The organism is Ruegeria sp. HKCCA4633, from assembly GCF_013034605.1.
Classification (GTDB): domain Bacteria; phylum Pseudomonadota; class Alphaproteobacteria; order Rhodobacterales; family Rhodobacteraceae; genus Ruegeria.
Genome location: NZ_WQGJ01000004.1, coordinates 72,447 through 98,261, shown reverse-complemented (window position 1 = coordinate 98,261; position 25,815 = coordinate 72,447). Strand labels below are relative to the sequence as shown.

Annotated in this window: 26 protein-coding genes; 15 read left to right on the top strand and 11 right to left on the bottom strand. The window is 56.7% G+C overall.

The annotated features are described in order from the left end of the window. Positions 1–48: 48 nt before the first annotated feature. Positions 49–525 carry an SsrA-binding protein SmpB gene (gene smpB, locus GOV85_RS11820; protein WP_171178347.1) on the top strand — a complete coding sequence of 159 codons (477 nt, stop codon included), beginning with the start codon at positions 49–51 and terminating at the stop codon, positions 523–525. On the opposite strand, the gene glpK is transcribed toward smpB, so the two are convergent. The 3 genes from glpK to panB form a co-directional block, all read right to left on the bottom strand. Beyond that, positions 522–2,000: a glycerol kinase GlpK gene (gene glpK, locus GOV85_RS11815; RefSeq protein ID WP_171178345.1), complete on the bottom strand. Its 1,479-nt coding sequence runs from the start codon at positions 1,998–2,000 to the stop codon at positions 522–524. The genes smpB and glpK overlap by 4 nt on opposite strands. A 69-nt stretch (positions 2,001–2,069) precedes the next feature. Continuing rightward, on the bottom strand, positions 2,070–2,921 hold the full coding sequence (panC, locus tag GOV85_RS11810) for a pantoate--beta-alanine ligase (RefSeq protein WP_171178343.1): 852 nt from the start codon (positions 2,919–2,921) through the stop codon (positions 2,070–2,072). After that, a complete protein-coding gene (panB, locus tag GOV85_RS11805; protein ID WP_171178341.1) occupies positions 2,918–3,757 on the bottom strand; it encodes a 3-methyl-2-oxobutanoate hydroxymethyltransferase in 840 nt (279 codons plus the stop codon). Before panB ends, panC begins: the two co-directional genes overlap by 4 nt. Before the next feature lie 170 nt (positions 3,758–3,927). On the opposite strand from panB, the gene GOV85_RS11800 reads away from it, so the two are divergent. From GOV85_RS11800 to GOV85_RS11775, 6 genes are all read left to right on the top strand, one after another. Next, complete coding sequence (locus GOV85_RS11800; RefSeq protein WP_171178340.1) at positions 3,928–5,415, top strand: ABC transporter substrate-binding protein; 1,488 nt, start codon at positions 3,928–3,930, stop codon at positions 5,413–5,415. Positions 5,416–5,477: 62 nt separating this feature from the next. Next, on the top strand, positions 5,478–6,548 hold the full coding sequence (locus tag GOV85_RS11795; RefSeq protein ID WP_171093137.1) for a hypothetical protein: 1,071 nt from the start codon (positions 5,478–5,480) through the stop codon (positions 6,546–6,548). 40 nt (positions 6,549–6,588) lie between these two features. Further along, on the top strand, positions 6,589–7,536 hold the full coding sequence (locus GOV85_RS11790) for an ABC transporter permease (protein ID WP_171178338.1): 948 nt from the start codon (positions 6,589–6,591) through the stop codon (positions 7,534–7,536). Further along, positions 7,533–8,348, top strand: coding sequence for an ABC transporter permease (locus GOV85_RS11785; protein ID WP_171178336.1), 816 nt, complete (start codon positions 7,533–7,535; stop codon positions 8,346–8,348). The genes GOV85_RS11790 and GOV85_RS11785 overlap by 4 nt, the downstream gene beginning before the upstream one ends. Then, positions 8,345–9,943 (top strand): ABC transporter ATP-binding protein, encoded by a 1,599-nt coding sequence (locus GOV85_RS11780; protein WP_171178334.1) that lies wholly within the window; start codon positions 8,345–8,347, stop codon positions 9,941–9,943. Before GOV85_RS11785 ends, GOV85_RS11780 begins: the two co-directional genes overlap by 4 nt. A gap of 34 nt (positions 9,944–9,977) precedes the next feature. Further along, positions 9,978–11,429, top strand: coding sequence for an aldehyde dehydrogenase family protein (locus GOV85_RS11775; RefSeq protein ID WP_245222890.1), 1,452 nt, complete (start codon positions 9,978–9,980; stop codon positions 11,427–11,429). On the opposite strand, the gene pncB is transcribed toward GOV85_RS11775, so the two are convergent. Further along, the gene (gene pncB / locus GOV85_RS11770) at positions 11,426–12,718 is read right to left on the bottom strand and encodes a nicotinate phosphoribosyltransferase (protein ID WP_171178330.1); all 1,293 of its coding nucleotides are present in this window, start codon (positions 12,716–12,718) and stop codon (positions 11,426–11,428) included. The two genes, GOV85_RS11775 and pncB, sit on opposite strands and share 4 nt — an antisense overlap. 164 nt (positions 12,719–12,882) lie before the next feature. Between pncB and GOV85_RS11765 the strand changes: the two genes are divergently transcribed. Further along, positions 12,883–13,416, top strand: a complete 534-nt coding sequence (locus GOV85_RS11765) for a hypothetical protein (RefSeq protein WP_171178328.1) — start codon at positions 12,883–12,885, stop codon at positions 13,414–13,416. Here the strand turns inward: GOV85_RS11765 and pncA are convergent. Beyond that, on the bottom strand, positions 13,413–14,006 hold the full coding sequence (pncA, locus tag GOV85_RS11760; RefSeq protein WP_171178325.1) for a bifunctional nicotinamidase/pyrazinamidase: 594 nt from the start codon (positions 14,004–14,006) through the stop codon (positions 13,413–13,415). The two genes, GOV85_RS11765 and pncA, sit on opposite strands and share 4 nt — an antisense overlap. Positions 14,007–14,102: 96 nt before the next feature. On the opposite strand from pncA, the gene GOV85_RS11755 reads away from it, so the two are divergent. Next, on the top strand, positions 14,103–15,008 hold the full coding sequence (locus GOV85_RS11755) for a rhodanese-related sulfurtransferase (protein ID WP_171178323.1): 906 nt from the start codon (positions 14,103–14,105) through the stop codon (positions 15,006–15,008). A 65-nt stretch (positions 15,009–15,073) separates the two neighbouring features. After that, complete coding sequence (locus GOV85_RS11750) at positions 15,074–15,586, top strand: potassium channel family protein (protein WP_171178321.1); 513 nt, start codon at positions 15,074–15,076, stop codon at positions 15,584–15,586. 3 nt (positions 15,587–15,589) lie between these two features. On the opposite strand, the gene GOV85_RS11745 is transcribed toward GOV85_RS11750, so the two are convergent. Further along, positions 15,590–15,919, bottom strand: coding sequence for a hypothetical protein (locus GOV85_RS11745; RefSeq protein WP_171178319.1), 330 nt, complete (start codon positions 15,917–15,919; stop codon positions 15,590–15,592). A 186-nt stretch (positions 15,920–16,105) separates the two neighbouring features. On the opposite strand from GOV85_RS11745, the gene betB reads away from it, so the two are divergent. Then, positions 16,106–17,560: a betaine-aldehyde dehydrogenase gene (gene betB / locus GOV85_RS11740; RefSeq protein ID WP_171178317.1), complete on the top strand. Its 1,455-nt coding sequence runs from the start codon at positions 16,106–16,108 to the stop codon at positions 17,558–17,560. 225 nt (positions 17,561–17,785) lie between these two features. Here betB and GOV85_RS11735 read toward each other — a convergent pair whose 3' ends face one another. From GOV85_RS11735 to fliL, 5 genes are read right to left on the bottom strand one after another with little or no spacing between them, the layout of a single operon-like run. Further along, a complete protein-coding gene (locus GOV85_RS11735; RefSeq protein ID WP_171178315.1) occupies positions 17,786–19,924 on the bottom strand; it encodes a hypothetical protein in 2,139 nt (712 codons plus the stop codon). Further along, a complete protein-coding gene (gene motA, locus GOV85_RS11730; RefSeq protein ID WP_171178313.1) occupies positions 19,921–20,790 on the bottom strand; it encodes a flagellar motor stator protein MotA in 870 nt (289 codons plus the stop codon). The genes GOV85_RS11735 and motA overlap by 4 nt, the downstream gene beginning before the upstream one ends. Positions 20,791–20,834: 44 nt before the next feature. Beyond that, positions 20,835–21,419 carry a MotE family protein gene (locus GOV85_RS11725; protein WP_171178311.1) on the bottom strand — a complete coding sequence of 195 codons (585 nt, stop codon included), beginning with the start codon at positions 21,417–21,419 and terminating at the stop codon, positions 20,835–20,837. Next, positions 21,416–21,913, bottom strand: coding sequence for a DUF6468 domain-containing protein (locus GOV85_RS11720; protein WP_171178309.1), 498 nt, complete (start codon positions 21,911–21,913; stop codon positions 21,416–21,418). The genes GOV85_RS11725 and GOV85_RS11720 overlap by 4 nt, the downstream gene beginning before the upstream one ends. Before the next feature lie 9 nt (positions 21,914–21,922). Beyond that, entirely contained in the window at positions 21,923–22,420 is a 498-nt protein-coding gene (gene fliL / locus GOV85_RS11715; protein WP_171178307.1) for a flagellar basal body-associated protein FliL, read from the bottom strand. Between the two features lie 118 nt (positions 22,421–22,538). On the opposite strand from fliL, the gene fliF reads away from it, so the two are divergent. The 4 genes from fliF to fliP are packed head-to-tail and all read left to right on the top strand — an operon-like array spanning position 22,539 to position 25,726. Next, complete coding sequence (gene fliF, locus GOV85_RS11710; protein ID WP_171178305.1) at positions 22,539–24,122, top strand: flagellar basal-body MS-ring/collar protein FliF; 1,584 nt, start codon at positions 22,539–22,541, stop codon at positions 24,120–24,122. Next, positions 24,122–24,718 carry an ABC transporter ATP-binding protein gene (locus tag GOV85_RS11705; protein ID WP_171178303.1) on the top strand — a complete coding sequence of 199 codons (597 nt, stop codon included), beginning with the start codon at positions 24,122–24,124 and terminating at the stop codon, positions 24,716–24,718. The genes fliF and GOV85_RS11705 overlap by 1 nt, the downstream gene beginning before the upstream one ends. Next, on the top strand, positions 24,711–24,998 hold the full coding sequence (locus GOV85_RS11700; protein ID WP_171178301.1) for a FliM/FliN family flagellar motor C-terminal domain-containing protein: 288 nt from the start codon (positions 24,711–24,713) through the stop codon (positions 24,996–24,998). Before GOV85_RS11705 ends, GOV85_RS11700 begins: the two co-directional genes overlap by 8 nt. Then, positions 24,998–25,726 carry a flagellar type III secretion system pore protein FliP gene (gene fliP / locus GOV85_RS11695; protein ID WP_171178299.1) on the top strand — a complete coding sequence of 243 codons (729 nt, stop codon included), beginning with the start codon at positions 24,998–25,000 and terminating at the stop codon, positions 25,724–25,726. The genes GOV85_RS11700 and fliP overlap by 1 nt, the downstream gene beginning before the upstream one ends. Positions 25,727–25,815: the final 89 nt, after the last annotated feature.

Sequence of the window (25,815 nt, the reverse complement as noted above, 5' to 3'; positions counted from 1 at the left end):
AAAACCCTGCCTTGCAAGGTCGGCGCAAGCCGCCTAAATCAACGCGTCATGGCCAAACAGAAGACAGACCCGAATTATAAGATAATCGCCGAAAACCGGCGCGCTCGCTTCGATTACGCGATCGAAGAGGATATCGAGTGCGGTATCGTCCTGGAAGGGTCCGAGGTCAAATCCCTGCGCGCAGGCGGGTCGAACATCGCCGAAAGCTACGCTTCGGTCGATGATGGAGAACTGTGGCTGATCAACAGCTACATCGCGCCCTACGAACAGGCCAAAGTGTTTAAGCACGAAGAACGCCGACGCCGCAAGCTGCTGGTGTCACGCAAGGAATTGTCGAACCTGTGGAATGCGACCCAGCGCAAAGGAATGACGCTGGTGCCGCTGGTTCTGTACTTCAACCACAAGGGCCGGGCCAAGCTGAAGATCGGGATCGCCAAAGGCAAGAAGATTCACGACAAGCGGGAAACTCAGGCCAAGCGGGATTGGTCACGTCAGAAACAGCGCTTGTTGAAAGACCACAGCTAGAACGCCATTGCGGCCTGTACGGCACGTTGCCAGCGGCCGTAAGTTGCGTCGCGTTCGTCTTGCGCTTGCGTCGGTTCAAAGCGACGGTCCAGCGCCCATGTTTCGGCAAAACCGGCCTGATCCGGAAAAATTCCGGCTTTCATCCCGGCCAGCCATGCAGCACCCAGCGCAGTTGTTTCCTGCATCACCGGACGGTCCACTGGTGCGCCCAGGCAGTTGGACAAACCTTGCATGGTCCAGTCAGAAGCGCTCATCCCGCCATCGACACGCAGAGTCACGTTGGTTTCGGCACCCCAGTCGCCTTGCATTGCATGCCACAAATCTCGTGTTTGAAAGGCAATGCTTTCCAGCGTGGCGCGAGCGATCTCGGCCCGACCCGAGTTGCGGGTCAGACCAAACATCGCACCACGGCAATCGGGTTTCCAATAGGGTGCACCCAGCCCAGTGAAGGCAGGCACCAGAATTACGTGTTGGTTCGGGTCCGCCCGCGTTGCCAGATCCCCGCTTTGAGGGGCCGACTCGATGATCTGTAGCGCGTCACGCAACCACTGCACCGCCGCCCCCGCGATAAAGATCGACCCTTCCAGCGCATAGGTGCGCTGACCGTCCAACTGATAGGCAATTGTCGTCAGCAGGCGATTTTTCGATTCAACTGGCTGTGCACCCGTGTTCAGAAGCGCAAAGCAGCCCGTGCCATAGGTCGATTTCATCATGCCGGGTTGGAAACATGCCTGCCCGATGGTGGCGGCTTGCTGGTCACCCGCAACGCCCAGAATGGGTATTTCGCCACCGAACTCCGCAGTGGAGCCAAAGTCCGAGGCGCAATCCCGCACTTCGGGCAAAAGGTTCAGCGGCACATCCAGCAGATCGCAGATCTCGGTACTCCATGTGCCTTTATGAATGTCAAACAACAGGGTGCGCGCGGCGTTGGTGGCGTCGGTGGCATGAACACGGCCCTGGGTCAGCCGCCAGATCAGGAAACTGTCGACAGTGCCGAACAGCAACTCTCCGGCTTCGGCCTTGTCGCGGGCGCCAGAGACGTTATCCAGCAACCATTTGACCTTCGTCCCCGAGAAATAGGGGTCCAGCAACAAGCCGGTTTGGGCCGTGACGTCATCCTCGCATCCGGCTTGTTTGTAGCGGGCGCAGATGTCGGCGGTGCGGCGGTCCTGCCAGACGATGGCGTTGTGGATCGCTTTGCCGGTGTGTTTGTCCCAGACGACGGTCGTCTCACGCTGGTTGGTGATCCCGATCCCGGCGATCTGTTTGGCGGAAATGCCGGTGGTCTCCATCACCTCGCGGCACACATGCAAAACGCTGGACCAGATATCCTCGGGGTCATGTTCAACCCAACCTTCCTGTGGGAAGTGCTGGGGAAACTCTTGTTGTGCGGTGCCTACCGGCTGCATTTGTGCGTCAAAAAGAATGGCGCGCGAGGATGTCGTGCCCTGATCGATTGCCAGAATATAGGTCATGTCCGCTCTCCCCCGGTCTCGTTTCGCGGGACTTTAGCGCAAACAACGGCGTAGGGGCCAGAGCAGAAATCAGGCTGAATCGACCGGGATATTGTCAATCAGACGGACGCCATCCGCCCATGCAGTGACGAACAGGCGGGCTGGCCTGTTGGCATTGGGCAGGCTTTCCAGCGTCTCGGCGCAGCGGAGATCAATGTATTCAACCTCGGAAAATCCGGCGGCCAGCAAGCGCGCTTTGGCATCTTGCGCCAAGGTTGCGAAATCACCGCCCTCCGCCAGGTTTTGGGCGACTTGTCGCATGACCTTGTGCATATGTTCCGCGATCTTCAACCCGTCAGATGAGAGCAGAAGGTTACGGGAAGACATTGCCAACCCTGAGGGTTCGCGCACGGTCGGGCAGCCAAAAACCTCAACGGGGATGTCCAAATCGCGCGCCATGCGGCGGACAACTAAAAGCTGCTGGTAGTCTTTTTCCCCGAAATAGGCTCGATCCGCTTGGGTTTGCAGAAACAGCTTGGCAACAACCGTGGCCACGCCCTCAAAGTGCCCCGGTCGGAAGGGGCCTTCCATCATGTCGGTCAGGCCAGAGACAGAAACCGTGGTGGAAAAGCCTTCAGGATAGACTTCCTGCGGGTCCGGCACATAGATCGCGTCCACCTCGTAGGGAGCCAGTTTTTTGGCGTCTTCATGTTCAGTGCGGGGGTAATTTGCCAGATCCTCGGGTTTGTTGAACTGCTTGGGGTTCACAAAGATCGTCACGATGACCCGGTCGCAGCCTTCTTTCGCGGCCTGTGCCAGCGATAAATGCCCCTCGTGCAGCGCACCCATGGTGGGAACCACGCCGATCATTTCGTCATCGCGGTGCCATTCGGTGGTTTTGGCGCGCAGTTCGGCCAGAGACCGCAAAATCGGTGCTGTCATGCCTTAGGTCCTTTGGTCGGAGCCTGGTCGGAAAAGACATGTTCGTCTGCCGGGAAGGTCCTTGCATGCACGTCGGCGGCGTATTCTGCTATGGCAGCTTCGGCCAGTGGGCCGAGCTCGGCATAGCGTTTGACGAACTTGGGTTTGAAGGCGGTGAAAAAGCCAACCATGTCGTCCACGACCAGAATTTGCCCGTCACATCCAGCCGAGGCACCGATGCCGATGGTCGGAATCGCAACCTCTTCGGTGATTTGGTCGGCCAACTTTTGTGGAACTTTCTCTAGAACGACTGAAAACGCACCAGCCGAGGCCACGGCATGGGCATCGGCCATGACTGCTTCTGCCTGTCCGTCACGGCCCTGTACCTTGTAGCCACCCAGCGTGTTGATCGATTGCGGAGTCAGACCGATATGGGCCATCACCGGAATACCACGCTTGACCAGAAATCGGATGGTTTCTGCCATTTCAACACCACCTTCCAGCTTCACGGCCCCAGCACCTGTTTCTGCCATAAGGCGCGCGGCATTGCGGAAGGCATCGGCTGGAGAATGCTCATAGCTGCCAAAGGGCATGTCTATGACCATCATGGCCTTGTCCAGACCGCGCGCGACGGCCTGCCCATGCAGGATCATCATCTCCATCGTGACGCCAAGGGTAGATTCCAGGCCGTGCAGCACCATGCCAACGCTGTCACCCACCAGAACAAAGTCGCAATGCGCATCCATCAGACGTGCCATGGGCGTGGTATAGGCGGTCAGCGAGACCAGAGGCGCGCCACCTTTTCGGGCGCGAATATCCTCGGCATTCGGGGCTTTCTTGCGGGCGGTGGCGCTCATGTGTCGCTCCTGCAGGTATTATGTTGCAGTGCGGCATAGCAGACCGGATAGGTCCAAAGAAACCCCGGTTGCGCGAACATTCCCTTGATTGACCTCAGGTTTACAGGAAAACTGTTGATAAAACGGCCCTGAAATCAAGGGCACAACCAGTTTCAGTAGGGAGAGTTCACATGACAAAATTCATGTTCAGGACGTTTGCGTCGACCCTGGCGGTGGGCGTTGGTCTGCTTGCCACGCAGGCTTTTGCCAAATCGGACATCACCATCGCGATGCAGCTTGAACCCCCGCATCTGGACCCCACCAGCGCGGCGGCGCAGGCCATTGACTCGGTGGTCTATACAAACATTTTCGAAGGACTGACCCGGTTCATGGGCGATGGCTCGGTCGTGCCCGGCCTAGCTGAAAGCTGGGAGATTTCTGACGATGGTATGGTTTATACCTTCAGACTGCGCGATGGTGTGACCTTCCATGACGGCACAACTATGGACGCCGAGGACGTCAAGTTCACCCTTGATCGCGCCACCGCCGAAGACAGCGCGAACGCCCAGAAGGCATTGTTTGCTGGGATTGAAAGCGTTGAGGTTGTCGATCCGCTGACTGTCAAAGTCACTCTTTCGGAACCGAACGGAAATTTCCTGTTCAACCTGGCTTGGGGGGATGCGGTCATTGTCGCGCCCGACAGCATCGAAAACATCAAGACCAACCCAGTTGGCACCGGGGCATACACCTTTGGCAACTGGGTTCAGGGCGACAGCATCACGCTGAACCGCAACCGCGACTATTGGGGCGATCAGCCCACGTTAGAGACTGCTACATTCAAGTTTATCTCGGATCCAACCGCCGCTTTTGCGGCCATGATGGCCGAGGATGTGGACGTATTTGACAACTTCCCTGCGCCGGAAAACCTGCCGCAATTCGACGCCGATCCGCGCTTTCAGGTTCTGGTTGGTACAACCGAGGGTGAGACGATCCTGTCCACCAACAACAAACAGCCGCCGTTTGACGACATTCTTGTCCGGCAGGCCATGGCTCATGCCATCGACCGGCAGGCGATTATCGATGGTGCGATGTTCGGCTATGGCACGCCGATTGGAACCCATTTTGCACCGCATCATCCGGCCTATGTCGATTTGACTGGTGAGTCTGCCTATGACCCGGAACAGGCAAAGGCGCTGCTTGCCGAGGCCGGTTTTGAGAATGGGTTCGAAACTACGCTTCACCTGCCGCCGCCGTCTTATGCACGCCGGGGCGGTGAGATCGTTGCCGCGCAACTGGCCGAGGTCGGCATTACGGCCGAGATCATCAATGTCGAATGGGCGCAATGGCTGGAATCGGTGTTCCGGGGCAAGGATTTTGGCCTGACGATTGTCAGCCACACCGAACCCATGGATATCGGAATTTATGCGCGGCCAGATTATTACTTTCAGTATGAAAGCACTGATTTTCAGGCGCTGATGGATACTTTGAACGCCACCACTGATCCCGATGAACGCACACGACTGCTGGGTGAGGCCCAGCGTCTGATCTCCACCGATTATGTAAACGGCTATCTGTTCCAATTGGCCAAGCTGGGCGTCGCAAAGGCCGGTGTGCAAGGATTGTGGGCAAACGCACCCACTGCGGCGATCGACCTGACACAGATCAGTTGGTCTGAATGATACCTATGCCGGGGCTGTCTAGCGCGGCCCCGGTGTTACGCTCTTTTCGGGTGTCTCTTGTTATGTTCGTGTTTCGTAGTTTTTACCTTCTGTTGCTAGCCATTGGCCTTGTGTCGAATGCGCCGAACATCGCTGCGGCGCAAAACGCGTTGGGTGGGCGGTTGGATGCCTTGACTGGCACACCGGAGAACCCGCTTGAGGTGGGCATAGGCATCCGCATCGACCAGATCACCAGCGTCGACCAAAAGGCGGAAAACTATGGCGCTGTCGTGGTTTTACGGGTCGAATGGACGGATCCCGCGATGGTTTTTGATCAAGCCGAGATCGGGCGCGAGATCCGAGTATTCAGCCCGCCGGATCTGGCGGATCATGCCGCCGACATCGGTACCGTTTTGCCCGCCTTCGTCATCCACAACCAGCAGTCCAACAAGTGGATACACGAATCTGCGGCATCCCTGCGGTATGACGGGCATGTGGTTTATGTCGAGAAATCCTCGCTGACATTACAGGCACCGCATTTTGATTTCCGTAAATACCCGTTCGATACGCAGGAGTTTCACTTCGAAGTCGTATCAATCTTTCCCTCTGACTACGTGAAATACCGCCCGCTCGAGGACTATTCGGGACTTGGCGATCTGTTGGGCGAAGAAGAGTGGATTTTGGACAATGCACGTCTGGAAGCAACCAAGGTCACAGGTTTGTCCGGCAGAGAAAGCGATCAGGTCGCGCTTGTCTTCGAAGGCAACCGGCACCTGACCTACTACGTCATTCGGGTATTCTTGCCGATGCTGGTTCTGATTTCGGTCGGCTGGGCGCTGTTCTTCCTTGATGAATACCGCCGCAGGATCGAGATTGCGGGCGGCAATCTGCTGGTCTTTGTTGCATTCAACTGGGCGATCTCGGCAGATTTGCCAAAGCTTGGATATCTAACCTTTCTGGATTTTGTTCTGCAATGCATGTTCCTGATGACCGGGGCCTTGATTGTGTTCAATGTGGCGTTGCGGAAACTCAAAGTGTCCGGGAAAGAAGGCGCGGCGCGGACGCTGGACAATTACGCGATCAAGTGGATCTATCCTTTGGGCTATGCCGCAATCGTGGCCTACGCGGTTTTCGCCTACCTTCTGGTGCCTTAGATGCTGGACCCGTGCCTGATGTGACCCTAACGTGGTGCCAATGCTCCGCTATGCCCTTAAACGCCTGATTTCGCTGTTGATCAGCCTGGCTGTCGCCTCGGTCGTCATCTTTGCGGTGATCGAGGTCGCGCCGGGCGATCCGGCCTCGTTCATGCTGGGCGTGAACGCGCAAGAGGATACACTTGCCGCGTTGCGGGCTGAACTGGGCCTGGACGGGTCAAAAGTGCACCGGTATCTCAACTGGGTCGGCGGAATGCTGGTGGGGGATTTTGGCACGTCCTACACGTACCGCACGCCGGTGTCCCAGATGATCGCAGACCGGCTATGGGTATCGCTGCCGCTGGCACTTTACGCGCTGACACTGTCAACTTTGATCGCGTTTCCCGCCGGAATCTACGCCGCCGCCCGCCTGGGCAAGCCGGGGGATCTGGCGGTAATGGGCGCCACTCAGTTGGGCATTGCCGTGCCCAATTTCTGGTTTGCGATGATGCTTGTGCTGATCTTCGCCATCAACCTGCGCTGGTTCAACGCGGGCGGGTTTGTCGGTTGGGGCAACGGCGTATGGGCCGGATTGCATTCGCTGACCCTGCCCGCAATCGCACTGGCCTTGCCACAGGCGGCTATCCTCGCTCGCGTTATGCGGTCAGCCTTGCTGGATATTTTGGGTGAGGACTTTATGCGCACTGCCCGGGCCAAGGGGTTGTCCCGCCGTCAGACGCTTTGGCGGCACGGGGTGCGAAATGCGCTGATCCCGGTGCTCACCATCATCGGCCTGCAGTTCTCCTTTCTGCTGGCCGGGTCGATCATTATCGAACAGGTATTCTACCTGCCGGGCCTTGGTCGTTTGGTGTTTCAGGCCATCTCGGCCCGTGATCTCATCGTGGTTGAATCGGTGGTCATGTTGCTGGTCTTTGCCGTGATCACCGTGAATTTTCTGGTCGATCTGGCTTATGCCGCCGTCGATCCGAGGCTGAGGAGCAGGACATGAGCCGCAACCTGTTCCTGGGCACTTTTTTGTCTTCACTGGTGGTTTTGGCCGCGCTGATTTCGTTTGTCTGGACCCCCTATGATTATTCAGCACTGAGCATTCCAGAGAAGCTGCAGCCCCCAAATGCGCAGCACTGGTTCGGTACGGATCACTTCGGGCGTGACATGTTTTCGATGATCATGGTCGGTGCGCGCACGTCCATTGCGGTGGCTTTGGTGGCTGTGGGGATCGGTATGGCGCTGGGCGTCCCCCTTGGCCTGACAGCCGCAGCCCGCAAAGGATCATGGTTGGATGAGGTCATCATGCGTGGTAACGATCTGGTTTTTGCCTTCCCCTCACTGGTCATCGCGATCCTCATCACCGCCGTGTTTGGAGCCGGAGCGATCAACGCCATCATTGCCATCGGTATTTTCAACATCCCCGTTTTTGCCCGCATCACCCGAGGTGCGGCACTGTCGCTGTGGGAGCGCGAGTTCATCCTTGCCGCTCGCGTTTCGGGAAAAGGGGCGGCGCGGATATCGGTCGAGCATATCCTGCCCAATGTCGCCAACTTGTTGATCGTGCAGGGCACCATCCAATTCAGCCTAGGTATTTTGGCTGAGGCCGGTCTTTCCTACGTCGGACTGGGGGCGCAGCCGCCCACGCCAAGTTGGGGCAGAATGCTGGCGGATGCGCAGACAATGGTCAGTTTTGCCCCGCATTTGGCTCTGATTCCAGGCGTGGCGATCATCGTCACCGTCTTGGGCCTGAACCTGTTGGGCGACGGGTTGCGGGATTGGCTGGATCCACGGATCAGGGTGGCGCGGGCATGAGTTTGTTGCGCATCAAGAACCTGTCACTCTCGATCCATGGGACATCGATCCTGAAACAGATCGACCTGTCCATCGATCACGGTCAGATCGTCGCCGTGACGGGTGAGAGCGGTTCGGGTAAATCCATGACGGCCTTGGCAGTGATGCAGTTGCTTCCGAACGGTGCAGAGGTAGACGGCACGGTCCAACTGGAGGGCGAAGATCTGCTGATCCGGTCCGAGGCCGAGATGTGTGCATTGCGCGGCGCATCCATCGGGATGGTGTTTCAGGAGCCGATGACAGCGCTCAACCCCGTTAAAACCATTGGCGATCAGGTGATGGAAACGATCCTGATCCATAAGGCGATGCCTCTGGCTCAGGCTAGAGCAAGGGCAGAAGAGGTTCTGACCCGCGTCGGTTTGCCTGCCGATCGGTTCCCGTTGTCCCGCTATCCGCATGAGCTGTCTGGTGGGCAACGACAGCGTGTGGTGATCGCCATGGCCATTGCCTTGCGCCCCAAGCTGTTGATCGCGGACGAGCCGACAACGGCGCTGGATGTCACCACGCAGGCGCAGATCCTCGATTTGCTCAAGGGACTGGTGCGCGAATATGACATGGGTCTGTTGATGATCACCCATGATTTGGCTGTGGTCGCAGACATGGCTGACCAAATTACCGTCATGCGTCACGGGGAAGTGGTCGAAAGCGGCGCGACAAGTTACCTGCTACACAACATGCAGCATCCCTACACCCGGATGCTGTTTGAGGCATCCGGTCATCAGGTCACGCTGCCGAAACCGCCGCAGCCGCAGCCGTTACTGGAGGTGAGCCAGGTCGTGCGTGAGTATCGCCTGCCCCGTAAGGGCTTGTTTGACAGGCCGCGTCATCATCGGGCTGTGGATGGTGTAAGCTTTACCCTCAACCGAGGAGAACGTTTGGGGCTTGTGGGCGAGTCTGGCTGCGGAAAATCGACCCTAACACGGGCTATTTTGGGGTTGGAAGAGGTGCAATCGGGCCAGATTCGACTGGACGCGCAGCCTGTGTTCACAGGTCACAAACCCAACCTTGCGGTGCGCCGGAAGATGCAGGTGGTTTTCCAAGACCCCTTTGGCAGTTTCAACCCGCGCCACCGCGTGGCGCGTCTGATCACCGAACCCTTCCATCTGCTAGATACTCCGCCGACCGGATCGGACCGTCAGGATCGGATCGCTGAGATGCTGACAGCGGTCGGCCTCAGCCCGGATGACTCTGGTAAGTACATTCACGAATTCTCGGGCGGGCAGCGTCAGCGGATTGCCATCGCGCGGGCGCTGATCATCCGACCTGAATTGATCCTGTTTGACGAAGCTGTCTCGGCGTTGGACGTGTCGGTCCGAGCGCAAATCCTTGATCTGTTGGCCGAGCTTTGCGAAGCGTATGACCTGACTTATCTGTTCATCAGTCATGACCTGAGCGTTGTGCGCACCGTCACCGACCGAGTGTTGGTAATGCGGTCCGGTCAGATCGTTGAACAGGGCGAGACCGATAAGGTCTTTGAGGCACCACAACACCCCTACACACAAACTCTGATTGCAGCCGCACCCCGATTGCCAGAGATTGAGATGATATCGGCCTAATAACTGCTGATTAGAGCCTGAAATGGAGGCGAAATTGATCCAGAAGATATGGTTCGACCCCACGCTTTGTCTGATCGAGGGACGATGGAAACCTGCAGCCTCGGGTGGCACCCTGCCGCTCATCAACCCCTCGGACGGGACCGAAATCTGCCGGATCGCACGTGGTTCCGAACCAGATATCGACGCCGCAGTTCAAGCGGCTCAAACCGCCTTGCAGTGGGATTGGGGGCGTAAAACAGCGCTGGAGCGGGGGCGCATTCTAACGAGGCTGGGTCAGCTGGTGCTGGAGCGGGCCGACGATCTGGCGCAGCTTGAAGCTATGGATGTGGGTAAACCGCTGACGCAGGCGCGGGCTGACGCTGTCGCGCTGGCCAGATATTGCGAGTTCTATGGGGGTGCTGCGGACAAGGTGATGGGAGAGACCATCCCCTATCTTGATGGCTACACCGTTTATACACTGCGAGAACCGCATGGGGTGACGGGCCATATCGTGCCGTGGAACTACCCGATGCAGATCATTGGGCGTTCGGTTGGGGCGGCGCTAGCTATGGGCAATGCTTGCGTTCTGAAACCTGCAGAGGAAGCTTGTTTAACGGCACTGGCTTTTGCTCATCTGGCGCAACAGGCCGGTTTGCCAGCCGGCGCGTTAAACGTCGTGCCCGGTCTTGGATCCGAGGCAGGCGCGGCGCTGTCAGCACATCCGGGGGTGAACCATATTTCGTTCACCGGTTCGGTGGCCACGGGAGCCCTGGTGCAACAGGCAGCTGGCCGCAATGTGGTGCCTGTAACGCTGGAATTGGGCGGAAAATCCCCGCAACTGGTCTTTGACGATGCGGATCTGGATGCGGCGCTGCCGTTTTTGGTGAACGCGGGTATACAGAATGCAGGGCAAACCTGTTCGGCCTCGTCGCGTATTCTGGTGCAACGTGGGGTGTATGATCAGGTCAAGTCCCGCATGTCTGAGGCTTATGAACAACTGACCGTCGGGCCCGCAATTCAGGATATGCGTGTCGGGCCTTTGATCTCGGACCGGCAGAAACAGATCGTTAGCGGTTTTCTGGATAAAGGCGCGGATCTGACCATTGCCGCGCAGGGTCGTATCGTCCGTGAGGCACCTGAAACAGGTGCTTATGTCCGGCCCACCTTGTTTGCAGATGTATCGCCCGATCACGTGCTGGCCCGGGATGAGATTTTTGGCCCGGTTCAGGTTCTGATCCCGTTTGACACCGAAGAACAGGCTCTGACAATCGCAAACAGTACGGAATACGGCCTTGTCGCCAGCATCTGGACGCGCGACGGGGCACGCCAGATGCGGTTGGCGAAGGCGCTGCATTCAGGGCAGGTTTTTATCAACAACTACGGCGCTGGGGGCGGAGTTGAGTTGCCCTTTGGCGGTGTTGGGAAATCCGGCCACGGTCGTGAGAAGGGGTTCGAGGCCCTTTATGGGTTTTCACAGCTGAAGACGGTCGCAGCCTATCATGGCTAGACCACGACTTCGATCGCTTGTTGCGCACCCACTCCGAAAACGCGTTTGTAGCGCTCGATCTGATCTTTCGGTCCCATCGCCTTTTCCGGGTTGTCTGACAGTTTTACCGTCGGGCGCCCGTTGGCGGATACCGCTTTGCAGACCAATGAGAACGGTGCCAGCGCGTCATTGGGAACAAGTCCGCGAAAATCGTTGGTCAGCAAAGTGCCCCAGCCAAAGGAAATATTGGCGCGGCCAGCGAATTGTGCGTGCAGCTCCTGAATTTTTTCGACGTCCAGACCATCCGAGAAAATAATACGCTTTTGCGTCGGATCTTCACCGCGTGACTTCCACCACGCGATGGCGACTTCTGCCCCTGCCGCTGGATCCCCGCTGTCAATACGAATACCGGTCCACCCGGCCAGCCAATCGGGCGCATTGTCCAAAAAGCCTTTGGTGCCGTAAGTGTCGGGCAGAATGATGCGCAGGTTGCCGTCATGTTCGTCGTGCCAGTCGCTAAGGACGTCGTACGGCGCTTGGGCCAGTTCGGCGTCGGTGTCTGCCAACGCTGAATACACCATCGGCAATTCATGTGCGTTGGTGCCGATGGCCTCAACCTCGCGCCGCATGGCGATCAGACAGTTCGATGTGCCGGTAAAAGACGCGCCCAAGCCTTCGATCATCGCTTGCACGCACCAATCCTGCCATAGAAAGGAATGGCGCCGTCGCGTTCCAAAATCGGCGATGGTTAAACCTTCGACCGAACTCAGCCGTTCGATCTTTTCCCACACGCGCGTCATCGCGCGGGCATAGAGCACCTGCAATGCGAACCGTCGCATATCGTTGAGAACGGCGCGCGATCGCAGCTCCATCAACACCGCCAGCGCAGGGATTTCCCACAGCATGACCTCGTGCCATTTGCCTTCGAAGGTCAGCTCATACTGATCGCCTTTGCGCTCCAGATGATAGGGAGGAAGGCGCATGTTCTCGAACCATTCCATGAAATCGGAACGAAACATCTGACGTTTGCCATAGAACATATTGCCCCGCAGCCAGGTGCTTTCGCCCCGGCTCAGGCTGAGTGATCGGATGTGATCCAGCTGTTCCCGCAACTCTCCTTCGTCGATCAATTTCGCCAAAGGTACGTGATTCGACCGGTTAATCAGCGAAAACACGACGTTTGTTTGGGGCTTATTGCGAAACACTGACTGGCACATCAGCAGTTTGTAGAAATCTGTGTCGATCAAAGATCGTACAATTGGGTCAATCTGCCATTTGTGATTGTATACTCGGGTCGCGATGTCGACCATGGGGAACTCCTGCGATTTCCGTAGTTAGATCAATCGACAACGGGAATGGCAAGAGTCGCTGATTTGGTGACAATGCCAGTTTGACGTCACAATGCCGGCATATTGTGCATTGTTTTAACCGGTTAGTGAGAAGAGGGGATGGAAATACGGAACTGAGTTTGTGAATGGGTCTCGAGTACGATTTTGATATTGTTAACGTAGCACCGGATGATTTTGACCCCGAAATGCCGGGGGCTCAGAAGGATGGGGTACGTCAAGTGCATGCGGTTTTCCGCGACATCAGAACTGCGGACGCTTTGCGGGGTACGTCTCCGAAAATCCGCAAGATGTTTCTGGATGCTGGTTTCAGCCTCGAGTCGCGCAACAGCGGCATCGTGCCTGGTGTTTTCCCGGCAGAAGATCAAACGGATCGGGTGCGGGTTCTCAGGTCACTTTTTGCCAACATTAAGACCGGTGGGCTCCGTGGGGAATATTGCGGCGAGTTCGACCTGATGGATTTCCTGAACTACGTGCGCACGGCGCAACCCATGGCTGGGATTGTTCGCGCGCGTCAGCCACGCACACCGCCGCCACAGAAACTCGCAGAGTCCAGCCCGAAGCGCCGGACTGTGCCCAGTCGCATCGGCTTGGCTTTGGGTTTGGCGGTTGTTTTGTTTGTGCTTATCAAGCTGCTGGCCGCAGCCGGGGGGGCGCCTTAGCCCAAGGTAACTCCTGCGTCGCGCATGGCGCGTTCCGCTGCCGCAAGTGAGCCATCCATATCAATTGCACGGCACGCATCCATTTGAACAGTGACATCGAACCCTAATTGTGCGGCATCCACGGCCGAATAGTGGACGCAGAAATCGGTTGCCAAACCAACCAGGGTCAAGCGGTTGACACCCCGGGTTTCCAAATACCCTTTTAAGCCCGTGGGTGTCTTGTGGTCGTTTTCAAAAAATGCCGAATAACTGTCTATCGCGCGCCGAAACCCTTTCCGCAGGATCAGATCGCCATCGACACGGAGATCAGGGTGAAATGCGGCCCCTTGCGATCCTTGAACGCAGTGATCGGGCCAAAGCACCTGAGGACCATAGGGCATGTCGATCAGATCGAACGGGTTTTTAGTATCATGTGAGCTGGCGAAAGAAGAATGCCCCGCCGGATGCCAATCTTGCGTCAGGATCACGGCGTCGAAATCGTCCATCATTGCATTGATCGGGGCGACGATTTCGTCCCCTCCGGCCACTGCCAGCGCTCCGCCGGGGCAGAAATCGTTCTGAACATCGATGACGAGCAGTGCATGGGTCATTGCGGCCTCCCTTGATTATCCTATCGGTAGGGATCACAGTACGAGGCGTCAATGCACTCCCTTGCGACTTTGGGTTTGCAAAGGTAAATCGCGCCTATGTACACAATCGCCGCTTTGTACCACTTTACCCGTTTCCCGGATCCCGCTGCGCTGCGTGATCCGCTGCTGAATCTGTGCCGAGAGCAATCTGTCACCGGCACTTTGCTGCTGGCGCAAGAAGGGATCAACGGCACCATCGCAGGTCCACGCGCCGGTATTGATGCGGTACTGGCGCATATCCGCGCTTTGCCAGGTTGCGCAGATCTCGAATGGAAAGAGGCGACCTCGGATCATCCGCCATTTGGCAAGATGAAGGTGCGACTGAAGAAAGAGATCGTGACCATGGGGCAGCCGGATGTCGACCCGCGCGCCCGCGTTGGCAACTATGTTGAGCCTCAAGAGTGGAACGACCTTATCCGCTCGGACGATGTTGTGGTGATTGATACGCGCAACGATTACGAAGTGGCGATTGGCACGTTTGAAGGCGCAATAGACCCTGAAACAGCCAGTTTTCGCGATTTTCCAGCGTGGTGGGCAGAAAACAAAGACCGCTTTCACAACAAACGCGTCGCCATGTTCTGTACCGGCGGTATCCGCTGCGAAAAATCCACCAATTATTTGCTGGGGCAAGGGGTGGAGGATGTCTATCACCTCAAAGGGGGCATCCTGCGGTATCTGGAAGAGACGCCCGCTGAAGACAGCACCTGGCAAGGTGAGTGTTTTGTGTTCGACAATCGCGTATCCGTCGGTCACGGCCTTGTTGAAGGGCCGCACATGCTTTGCCACGGTTGCCGCCGACCGATCTTGCCTGAGGACATGAAACGCCCGGAATACGAACATGGTGTTTCTTGCCACCAGTGCATCGATGAGACGTCCGAGGCAGATAAAATGCGCTTTCGCGAGCGGCAAAAGCAGATTCTGCTGGCGCGTGAACGGGGTGAGACGCATTTACGGCAGGATTGAATTCGGGTTGCAGGCCATTGCTTTAGGTCAGATGATCACCTGGAAATCAGCTTGAAGGGGCACTCATGCGCCGCAAACCCACAACACTGGAAGAGTGGAAGTCGACCTTTCTGGCGGCGTTGGGTTTGATTCTGGCAAGCTTTCTCGCCTGGTATGGCCTTTCTCGCCTGAGCGAAACGACCGCAGGTGACACGATCGGCACAATCGCTTCGGTTGGTCTGTTGATCTGGCTGGTGTCGCAGTCCTGGTACTACATGACCCAAGTGAAATCACCGCGAAGGCTTTTGTTCCTGATGGGGGTGTCTTTCATACAGGTGGTCCCGTTCCTGTTTGCTGCTGTATATGGCGCGTTTGGATACAACGATCATTGTGTCGTCGGTGCAAAAGGTCCGGGTGATATTCTGTATTTTTCGTATGTGACTTTTACGACGGTTGGATATGGCGACATGTCCCCAACCGGCCTGTGTCGCGGGCTTGCCGTGTCCGAAGCTGTGACAGGATACATCTTGCTGGGCATGTTTGTTGCAGCGGCAGTCGCGCTTTATGCGCGCAATCACAGTCAAGAAGGCCCTAAGTAGGGTCTATTTGTTGTGATCGATCCAGCGCGACATCATCTTCTTGTCGCGAAAACACTCAGAAGGGATCGGGCGGCGCTTGCTGCGTGAAATCCGCTCGGCGAAGGCAACTTGCTTGCCTGTTGGGTAATTGTCGAATTGCGACGTGCTGCGCGGTTTGTGCGTTGAAATCCAATCCGAAAGCAGCTTTCGGTCACGTTGTGCCTCGACCGGTATCTCCAATGCTGACTTTTCGGCAATTGCGCGGGCATAGCGCATCTGCCGGTCTGTCACCGGAAGCAAATGGTAGTCGTTGCTGGGCCCGTTCAGGGCAGGTTGACGTGCGTGCTGGGCCATCGGTTTATCCTCTGACTATGTAGAACATAAATAGAACATTAGCCAAAAATTTCAAGGTTTGGGGGTAAAGTCGGCACGTTCCCGCCGCTGGAATGAGTTTATTGACTGATCAATCAATAATCTTTAGGGCCGAATTCAACGAACCAATTGTCCCGTTCAGACGGGTGCAAGAGAAGAGGACACGGTATGAAGTTTCAGCCCCAAGCCAGCCATTTCATTGATGGCGCGTATGTCGAAGATACAGATGGTGCCGCCATCGACGTGATCTACCCGGCCACTGGCGAGGTGATCGCGCGATTGCATTCGGCAACTCCGGCGATTGTTGAACAGGCTCTGAACAGTGCCAAAAGTGCGCAAGCGGCCTGGGCGGCTATGTCGGGAACCGAGCGGGGTCGGGTTTTGCGCCGCGCCGCTGACATCATGCGCGAACGCAACTATGATCTGTCGGTCCTGGAAACCCATGACACCGGGAAGCCCATTCAGGAAACCACTGTTGCAGACGCCACTTCGGGCGCGGATGCGCTGGAATACTTTGGTGGATTGGCTGGCAGTCTGACCGGCGAACACATTCCTCTGGGCGGGGGTGATTTTGTCTATACGATCCGCGAGGCTTTGGGCGTTTGCGTCGGGATTGGGGCATGGAACTATCCAACTCAGATCGCGTGCTGGAAGGGGGCTCCGGCGTTGGCCTGCGGCAACACGATGGTGTTCAAGCCTTCGGAGACCACGCCCCTCTCGGCGTTGAAAGTGGCAGAAATCCTCATCGAGGCCGGTGCGCCAAAAGGCGTTTACAACGTGATTCAGGGGTACGGGGATGTAGGTGCTGCACTGGTAACCGACGCGCGTGTGGCCAAAGTCTCGCTGACCGGCTCTGTTCCAACGGGCCGCAGGGTCTATGCTGCTGCAGCCGAAGGCATGAAACATGTCACCATGGAATTGGGTGGCAAATCTCCGATGATCGTGTTTGACGACGCGGATGTCGAAAACGCGGTTTCAGGCGCAATTTTGGGCAACTTCTATTCGTCAGGTCAGGTCTGCTCCAACGGCACCCGCGTGTTTGTGCAAAAGGGTATCAAAGAAGCTTTCCTTAAACGCCTGTCCGAACGTCTGGCCAACGCCAAAATCGGCGACCCGATGGACGAGGATGTCAGCTTTGGCCCGATGGTCAGCGAAAATCAGATGAAAATCGCGCTGGGCTATATCGAAAAAGGCAAGTCCGAGGGTGCGCGTTTGGTCTATGGTGGAGCGCGGCTTGATGGCGACGGGTTCTACATGCAACCCACGGTCTTTGCCGACGTGACCGACGATATGACCATCGCGCGCGAAGAAATCTTTGGCCCGGTCATGTCGGTGCTGGATTTTGACACCGAAGCCGAGGTCATGGCCCGCGCCAACGATACTGAATTTGGTCTGGCCGCCGGTGTCTTCACCAGCGATCTGACACGCGCCCACCGCGTGGTGGCCGGGTTCGAAGCGGGCACCTGTTATATCAACACCTATAACCTTGCCCCGGTCGAAGCCCCGTTTGGCGGATCGAAGATGTCAGGCGTGGGGCGCGAAAACTCGAAACTGGCAATCAACCACTTCAGCGAGATGAAAACCGTCTATGTCTCGATGAACGATGTCGAGGCACCCTACTGAATAGTCGGCGTTACGCCTGTTGCGCCTAATCTGTCCCTGTTCCTGGCACCAAGCCCTAGGAACGGGGCATCATTTGAGAAAACGCTTTTCAATTCTTCGCGCCGACCAGATGTTGATGGCGTTTGCGTCGCAAGCCAATCCGAGAGCCGCTATCGCAATACTGACCCCAAAACGCAGTTTTCTCATGTTGGCACTGGATTGTCTGAAGAGCAGCAGGCGCACTTGTCATTTTAAATTGACCGCATTCAGCATCTCAATGATGCGTTCGCGTGTCGTTTCACTGTTCTCAAGCAGACCCTCTGCGTCCATTAGGGGTTTTTCCAACTGTCGTGCCGGGGTGTCCAACAGGGCTTGCGTTGTCTGGTTCAGGACCGCGTATTTCCCACCCTGTGGTTCAACGGTATCGTCCGGCAGCCCTGCCAGCCAGTATAAGCGGTTTGCTGCCTCGCCTTGCCCCAAATCTTTCATGATCTCAGCTGCTGCTGCAAAGTCACTAATTCTGCCCAGGGCCTGTGCACGCAAGGCGCGGGCTTCGTCCGATTTGTCTTCGTCCAACTCCATCAGAGCCTTGTGCGGACGTCCCGACAGAAGGGCCGCTTTGGCCCGCACGCGCGCTCTTTCTGTCTTGTGCGTTTGATCTTCTGCTCGGTTTGTCAGGTCAATGGCTTGATCCGCAAAACCAAGCGCCGCCAGCCGATCACCAACGGCGATTGCACTGTCCGTTGACAGGGCTGGGGTCTTGCTCATCTGCATTACGTGGAACGCTTGGCGTAAAAAGGTTACGTTGTCGGACCGCTCTGACAGTAGGTGAAAATGTCGATTGAACGCGCGGGTTCTGTCCTGCCCGTTTGGCAAGTTCAGGATGATGTCGAATGCTGGCTCGAAATCCTGGCTCAGGCTCAAGGCGATCGCGTGCGTGCGTGCCATCATTGGGCCCAGGTTCGAGCGTCGGTATTCGACCGCAAAAGACGCCGCCAGTTCCAGTTCTTTCGAAGTGACTGCGCTGCGTTCGCCCCAGCGCTTTTCGACCAAACGGGCCAACGCCACCGGAGCATTCGGCGTGGCTTTGGGTGATGAAACAACCTCCGTCAACAACTCCTCTTCGCGCACGTCGTTCCCCTCTGCCGCAGCAACTATGGCCTTGGCATGTGCGGTACTTGCCGAGGTGCTTTGTTCGATACGGTCGACCGAGCGTATCACTCTGCGGGCGGCCTCCAACTGTTGTGCGTTGACGAGAATTTCGGACAGACGTTTTCCGAATTGGCGGCGCAAGTGGTTCGGCAAACTACCATAAGCTTGCTCGATCGCCTCAACATCCGCGTCAGGTGCCAGAGTGCCTTCGGACAATACTGCCCAAAGCGCGGCGTCACTGTCGCAACGCTGCAATCCACTGAAAGGATGGGGGGGCTTAATTGGTTTGTCGTCTACGAGCTGAGCGACAAACTCGATGCGGTCGAGTTCTTCAGATGGTGCTTCAGACAGCGCCAAAGCAGCCAGTGCTTCGGCCCCAAAGCCGTTGAACGCATACAGCTTTGCCAGTCTGAGAGCCTTGTTTTCATCAATACGGTCAAACTCCTTAAATAGACCCGTACGCAAAGCAGACACTTGCGCAGAAAAGGGTTCATCCCCTGACCAGTGTGCGAAGCCAAGTTCGGACGTCGTGATGCAGGTTGGTTTGTTATCGAACTGCTGCAACTCGGCATTCAGAACATCCTGCAAATCGTCCAGCACCGAAGTCAGTCGAATATTGCCGGACAAACCCGTTGGCAGGCGCGCTGCGTCGGGTGGGGCAGAGCTGCGAGGACCAACTGGGGTTAGGTTCAAACCCAGCAATCTGCGGTCGGCCCCTTGCAGAAAACGCGTGGACAATTGGTCCTTCAACCCGTGTTCAAGAAGCGGCAGGTCCAATGCTGCCAACTGCGCGTCTTTATACGATTCAGTCGTGGCCTTTTTGGCCGTCCGCTTCACTGGGGGGGGGATGTCAACCAGCAGCGGGGGCAGAAATGCGCCCGGTGCAATATCAAGAACAATCATAGAATCCCGGTACAGGAAAGCCGAGGCTGCGCACGCGCACCCGAACTCCAATTCCAATGCCCCACCGGGTTCAGGTTGTGAGATTGACGCAAGGCGATTGGTCGTCAAGCGGCTGAATACTGCGCTTGTCTGAAAGGTCGCGGCATCCAATGCCAGCCTTAAGCGAGCACCGTTTTTACGCTGTTCCAGTGTCCATCCTGTGTTTGGTGGTACATTGAAAACCAAACGCGTATAGCCATCATGCTCACCTGATCGCACCGTCACATTTTGTGCGGATGCCGAAGTGGCCATCATGATCAGGGCCGCAAACAGGATTCCGAACTTTTTCATGCTGCGGCCTGCTTGAGCTCTTTCAGAGCCTCTTCAAGCTCGGAGAAGCCGGGGCGGTTGTGAGTGGGTGTGTTCTGGCGCCCAACCTCAATACACATCGCGGCATTGTGGTTGTGCAGGTTTGCAACCAGAACCTCTTTGATCAATTGGTAGAAGTGATTGTCTTCTTCGACAACGGATTTCAGCTTGCCTGAAAAGGGTCCCACCAGACCATACGCCAGGAAAACCCCCAAGAACGTGCCCACCAGAGCGCCGCCGATCAGTTTGCCCAGAACCTCGGGTGGTTGGTCGATCGAGCCCATCGTTTTGATCACCCCCAAAACAGCCGCTACGATCCCTAGCGCAGGCAGGCCATCCGCCACTGTTTGCAACGCATGGCTTGAGTGCATTGCGTGATGAAAATTCGCCTCCATCCGCTTTTCCAGCACTTCTTCAACCTGGTGCGGATCATCATAGTTCATCGCGGCGGAACGCATAGTGTCACAGATCAGATCGACCGCCTCCTTGTCGGCTTGAATCTTGGGATAAGTGGAAAACAAGCTTGAGTTTTCAGGGTCTTCGATATGTTGCTCGACCTCAACCGGATTAGCACGGGCAATGCGGATCAGTGAAAACAGAAGGCAAAGAAGGTCACGATAGTCCTCGGGTTTCCATTTCGGTCCCTTGAAAACCTTCCCCAGGTCTTTGATCGTGTGTTTTACACCGCCCATGTCATTGCTGATCAAAAAGGCACCAACGGCGGCGCCGCCGATCATCATCATTTCAAACGGAAGCGATTTCAGAATGATGGTCATCTTGCCGCCAGCAGCAAGATAGCCGCCGAAAACCATCACGAAAATGACAACAATTCCAACAATTCCAATCATTTGAGATCTCCGGCTTAGTGATGCGCGTGAAAATGTGGCACTGGTTATTCCAGTGGGGCCGAGGCATTACGGCCTGCCATGACAACACTGATCGTGTAGGCTGCCTCGGGGCTGAGACCAGCAAGTATCCCGGCCGCTGAATCAGGAGGCATACGAGAAAGGAACCCGGCGGCAAAAGTTGGATCCATGGTTTCAAACAACGCAGCAGCATCTTTGGGTTTCATGGTTTGATAGACATCTGTCAGACGGGTCAGATCATTCTCGGCCGCGTTGTCGGCGACAGCCAAAGTGGCACGCAGAGCCTCTTCCGCCTCTTGAAGCGCGACCAGCCGCGTCTCGATAGCCTGGCCCGCGATTTCCAATGCCTTTTCTTGATCCCGCAGCGCGTCTTCACGTTGTGTGACCTGTTTTTCTCGACGCAAAAGCTCGGTCAAAAGAGCTTGAACGTCGCGTGTTTCCAACGCTTTGGGCGTGTGTTCAACGGCCTTAGGTTCGGCTGGTTTCGCAAGCGCCGGCCCAGCCTCTAACCCGATGCGAATTGCGGCTGAACCAAGCATGAGTAAGGAGATGACAGCAAGTACACCGGCCCGCGGGCGAGCGTTTGGCCGAGTTGCGCGAGGGCGGTTCATGCCAGTGTTCCACCCTGCTTGTGATCATGACGGAAGAACATCAGACCCTCTGGCGCTTTGTTTTCTTTTGTTTTGGGTGCTTCAGTTTCAGAAGATTCTGCGTCGTCAGAGGGCTCTGTGACATCCTCTTGCCTTGCAAGAGTTGGTTCTTGTGGCTGAGCCTCTGCCGGAACAGCCTCTGGCTGCGTCTCCGTTTTGGAGGCGTCTTCGGGGATCACGTCATGCATTGACGCCATCATCAGCTCGAGCTGTTGCGCGACGCTCTCGGCTCTGTGTGTGAGGGTTGTAAGCTTGTCCCCGGACTGGTCAGAAGCGCTGCGCGCGTTGTCCAGAGATTTCTCCAGCTCTTCCGCTTGCCGTGAAAGAACCGCCACAGCACCACCAACGCCTTTTTCAAGGTCGGTAAACCGCTTGAGGCGGCGCGACAGAACAAAGCAGTAAAGACCCGCGCCCAACGCACCGGCAACCAGCAAAATATCCGCGATCAGCTCCAATTTCGCCTCCTAGTTCAAAACAAATTCCATCACCAGCACATCGCGAACGCGACCCTCGCCAACGACAATTTCAATGCGGCGCAGCAAATGGCCCCGGATGCGCATCAACGCCAACGAATCTTCAAGATCCTGCAATTCCACGGCACGCAGGTATCCGTTCAGAACATCCATGATTCGCGGCTGCATTTTTTCCACGTCAGCCATGTACGGGGCGTTAACTTCGAGTTGTGCGTGAAACTTCAAATGCCGAGAGCTGTCTGAATTCACCGATACGACGACGGGTGGCAGTGCGAGGAAGCCAACGTTTTCCAGCGCTTTGACAGAGTTTCCTTTTTCCATGTCCTGGCTTGTTTCCTGCGTAGCTTTGCCGCCCAGCGGAATCAGTCCGGATGAGGTTAGGAAATATCCGCCCGCGGCCCCTGCAATTGCCAGAATCAACCCAATAAGGATTCCCTTTTTCCCCCTTTTTTCCGGGGCTTCTGCCTGTTCTGCCGTCGCGTCGGTCATGACGTCCTCATTCATCCGTTCTGTCGTTTCATAACCGCTCAGGGACTAACCGATTGTTAAGGGCAATCGTCCAAACAGAGGGTGCGCCGGGCAGAATGTCGGCGAGTCGGAGGTGAGCGTGCAGCAGATCGGAACTGTTTGGGCAAGTTTGGACAGGCGTAAACAAATCATTGTCGCCAGTGCAGTTGTGCTGGTGTTTTTGGGAATTCTCGGAATGTCCCGCCTTGCAACCGCACCGTCTATGACGCTGCTGTATGCAGGCTTGGAAAGCGGCGCGGCAGGGGACATCGTGCGCGCGCTGGATCAGCGCGGTATCACCTATGAGATTCGCGGTGGGTCAATCTATGTACCCGGCGCGCAGCGGGACGAGTTGCGGATGACTCTGGCCAGTGAAGGCCTGCCCGCAAATGGTAACAGGGGGTATGAACTGCTGGATTCGCTGAGCGGGTTTGGCACCACCTCTCAGATGTTCGACGCCGCATACTGGCGTGCAAAAGAGGGTGAGTTGGCGCGCACCATAGTCGGCAGTCCGCATGTCAGCCAGGCGCGGGTGCACATCGCCAACGGGTCTGCGAACCCGTTCCAGCGCAGCGTTGCGCCGACAGCCTCTGTCTATCTGGTGCCGTCAGGTGCCGATATCACTGGTGATCAGGCCAAGGCGATCCGGTTCCTTGTTGCCTCCGCCGTAAGCGGCCTGGCACCTGAGGACGTGACTGTAATCGATTCGAACGGGGCTGTTATTGGTGGGCAAGACACTGCGGTGGCCGCTGACACGGCAGATGATAAATCGCGCCAACTGCGTGAACGTGTACTGCGCCTTGTGGAAGCGCGTGTCGGACCCGGCAATGCGGTGGTCGAGGTTAGCGTGGATACGGAAACCAAGACAGAATCAATCCGCGAGCGGCGCTTTGACCCCAAAGGCCGCGTGGCCATCAGTACGGATGTCGAGGAACGTTCGGACAGCGCCCGCAATCAGTCTTCTGATGTCACCGTTGCATCCAACCTGCCCGATGGAGATGGGGCTGGTGGTGACGAATCGAACTCCACCGCCACCGAAACGCGTGAGCGGGTGAATTATGAGGTCTCTGAAACAGAGCTTGAAGTTCACACAGCGCCCGGTTCGATTAAGCGCCTGACGGTTGCCGTTTTGGTGAACGGAACGCGTACTGTGGATGCCTCGGGAGCCGAAACATTTGCACCGCTGCCGCAGGCAGAACTGGACGCGCTGCAAGAACTGGTGGCTGCGGCCGTGGGGTTCGACGCCGCGCGCGGGGACGTGATCACACTTAAATCTCTGGATCTGCCTGTGACAGAACCGCAAGGCACTCTGGCTTCGTCTTCCATGTGGCAGAACATTCATCTGGACGCCATGTCCCTGATCCAAATGGCCGTGCTGGCGGTGGTATCGCTGGTGCTGGCGTTGTTCGTGATCCGACCGATTCTGATGAAGCCGACACTGACACCAGCGCTTTTGCCCGCTGTTGACGGGGCCGAGGTGGAACCTTCGGTTTTGACCGGTGAAATCGCGGCCGATGACGTGGCTGAGTTTGCAGCCTTGTCCCAAGACGGGGGCGTTCCAGCGCTGGGCGTCAACGCCGTCGAAGACCCGGTTGAACGGTTGCGGACTATGATCGGTGACAAGCAAGAGGAGACCGTCGAGATCCTTCGCAGCTGGCTTGAAGAAGGCGAGGAGCGGGTGTGATGTCGATCGCCCATCTGCTTGAGGATTTCACCGCTCAGACCAGCACCGGCACGGTTCTGCTTCTGGATGAGGAAACATTAGAAGAACAGAGGCTTGCCGCCTTTGAGGATGGTTATGGTGCTGGTTGGGAGGATGCCGCTCAGGCGCAGGAGCAAAGTCGCGGAAAGGTATCGGCAGAGCTCGCGCAATCGCTGGAGGACATGTCATTCACCTATCACGAGGCGATGACCCGGATGACTCTGTCTTTGGAGCCGATGTTTGAAAGCCTGGTGCAGACAGTCTTACCGCAGATGGTCGACCGGGGATTGGCCACCCTTCTTGTTGAACAGCTGTCGGAGATGGCGCGCATGCAGCTGGAGCAACCTATGCAGATCATGGTGCCGACGGGCCGTGCTGAAGATGTTGCAGCAATTTTGCCGCCAAGTGCACAGCTCGCGCCAGAGGTCATCGAAGATCCCGTGCTCGAGCCGGGGCAGGCCCGCCTGCAAGTCGGCATCAGCAGGCGCGAAGTGGATTGCAGCGCCTTGCTGACCACCGTTGCACAGATTTTTGACGCATACGTCTTTGAGGCAAGAGAGGCTTTGTCCAATGAATGACACTCAGACCCCGAACACCGAAAGACCCAACCCGTTTGAATCCGTCCCGATCGAGGTGACTGTCTCTGTCGGCCGCGCCCGCCCATTGATCCGGGATTTGCTCAATATGGGAGAGAATGCGGTGCTGACACTGGACAAAAGGATCGAAGATCCGGTTGACCTTTATGTCGGGGATCAGTTGGTGGCACGTGGGCTGCTTGAAGAGATGGATGGCGACCAGGCCGGTCAACTGGCCGTGCGCCTGACCGAGATTGCCGACCTTCAAAACGGGATCGGTTGATGCGCTTTGCGATCTGGCTGGCTCTGGCGATTGTGCTGACACCATCGCTCGCCACAGCTCAGGATGTGACTTTGTCCCTTGGCGAGGGAGGATCTATATCGGCACGGACCATCCAGTTGATCCTACTGATCACTGTATTGAGCATAGCGCCGGGCCTGGCAGTTATGATCACCTGTTTCCCGTTCCTGGTTACAGTATTGTCGATCCTGCGACAGGGGATTGGATTGCAGCAATCGCCGCCCAATATGCTGATTGTCAGTCTGGCGTTGTTTTTGACCTATTTCATCATGGACCCTGTCTTCACTGAAGCCTGGGAAAGCGGCATTCGCCCGATGATGGAGGAAACGATCGGGGTCGAGGTCGCACTGGAACGGGCGCTGGACCCGTTCCGTACTTTCATGGCAGCCCGGTTGGACGCGGATACATTTTACGCCATGGCGGCCCTACGTCCCGGTGGGGATGAGATGGAACTGTCAGCACAAGCGCCGCTGTCCGTCCTGATGCCATCTTTCATGCTATCTGAAATCGCGCGGGCCTTTCAGATTGGCTTTCTGATTTTTCTGCCGTTTCTGATCATCGATCTTGTTGTTGCAGCGGTGTTGATGTCGATGGGCATGATGATGGTACCTCCGGCAATCGTATCCTTGCCATTCAAACTTGCGTTCTTTGTCATCGCAGACGGCTGGGCGTTGATTGCAGGCGCTTTGGTGCGTAGCTATGCGCCCTGAAATCGAAACAAAAAAGGGTCAGAAGAACCTGACCCTTTTTTGTGTACTTGCAATAACTTTGATCTGGCGCGTTACCACACCCGGCCGCA

Coding starts and splice junctions, on each gene's coding strand:
- panC (WP_171178343.1), bottom strand. CDS start 2,921: ATGACAGCACCGATTTTGCGGTCTCTGGCCGAACTGCGCGCCAAAACC.
- fliL (WP_171178307.1), bottom strand. CDS start 22,420: ATGACCGACGCGACGGCAGAACAGGCAGAAGCCCCGGAAAAAAGGGGG.
- GOV85_RS11700 (WP_171178301.1), top strand. CDS start 24,711: ATGAATGACACTCAGACCCCGAACACCGAAAGACCCAACCCGTTTGAA.
- pncB (WP_171178330.1), bottom strand. CDS start 12,718: ATGGTCGACATCGCGACCCGAGTATACAATCACAAATGGCAGATTGAC.
- panB (WP_171178341.1), bottom strand. CDS start 3,757: ATGAGCGCCACCGCCCGCAAGAAAGCCCCGAATGCCGAGGATATTCGC.
- GOV85_RS11735 (WP_171178315.1), bottom strand. CDS start 19,924: ATGAAAAAGTTCGGAATCCTGTTTGCGGCCCTGATCATGATGGCCACT.
- glpK (WP_171178345.1), bottom strand. CDS start 2,000: ATGACCTATATTCTGGCAATCGATCAGGGCACGACATCCTCGCGCGCC.
- GOV85_RS11765 (WP_171178328.1), top strand. CDS start 12,883: ATGGGTCTCGAGTACGATTTTGATATTGTTAACGTAGCACCGGATGAT.
- pncA (WP_171178325.1), bottom strand. CDS start 14,006: ATGACCCATGCACTGCTCGTCATCGATGTTCAGAACGATTTCTGCCCC.
- GOV85_RS11745 (WP_171178319.1), bottom strand. CDS start 15,919: ATGGCCCAGCACGCACGTCAACCTGCCCTGAACGGGCCCAGCAACGAC.
- GOV85_RS11795 (WP_171093137.1), top strand. CDS start 5,478: ATGTTCGTGTTTCGTAGTTTTTACCTTCTGTTGCTAGCCATTGGCCTT.
- motA (WP_171178313.1), bottom strand. CDS start 20,790: ATGATTGGAATTGTTGGAATTGTTGTCATTTTCGTGATGGTTTTCGGC.
- GOV85_RS11750 (WP_171178321.1), top strand. CDS start 15,074: ATGCGCCGCAAACCCACAACACTGGAAGAGTGGAAGTCGACCTTTCTG.
- GOV85_RS11800 (WP_171178340.1), top strand. CDS start 3,928: ATGACAAAATTCATGTTCAGGACGTTTGCGTCGACCCTGGCGGTGGGC.
- GOV85_RS11785 (WP_171178336.1), top strand. CDS start 7,533: ATGAGCCGCAACCTGTTCCTGGGCACTTTTTTGTCTTCACTGGTGGTT.
- GOV85_RS11780 (WP_171178334.1), top strand. CDS start 8,345: ATGAGTTTGTTGCGCATCAAGAACCTGTCACTCTCGATCCATGGGACA.
- GOV85_RS11725 (WP_171178311.1), bottom strand. CDS start 21,419: ATGAACCGCCCTCGCGCAACTCGGCCAAACGCTCGCCCGCGGGCCGGT.
- smpB (WP_171178347.1), top strand. CDS start 49: ATGGCCAAACAGAAGACAGACCCGAATTATAAGATAATCGCCGAAAAC.
- GOV85_RS11790 (WP_171178338.1), top strand. CDS start 6,589: ATGCTCCGCTATGCCCTTAAACGCCTGATTTCGCTGTTGATCAGCCTG.
- GOV85_RS11755 (WP_171178323.1), top strand. CDS start 14,103: ATGTACACAATCGCCGCTTTGTACCACTTTACCCGTTTCCCGGATCCC.
- GOV85_RS11705 (WP_171178303.1), top strand. CDS start 24,122: ATGTCGATCGCCCATCTGCTTGAGGATTTCACCGCTCAGACCAGCACC.
- fliP (WP_171178299.1), top strand. CDS start 24,998: ATGCGCTTTGCGATCTGGCTGGCTCTGGCGATTGTGCTGACACCATCG.
- betB (WP_171178317.1), top strand. CDS start 16,106: ATGAAGTTTCAGCCCCAAGCCAGCCATTTCATTGATGGCGCGTATGTC.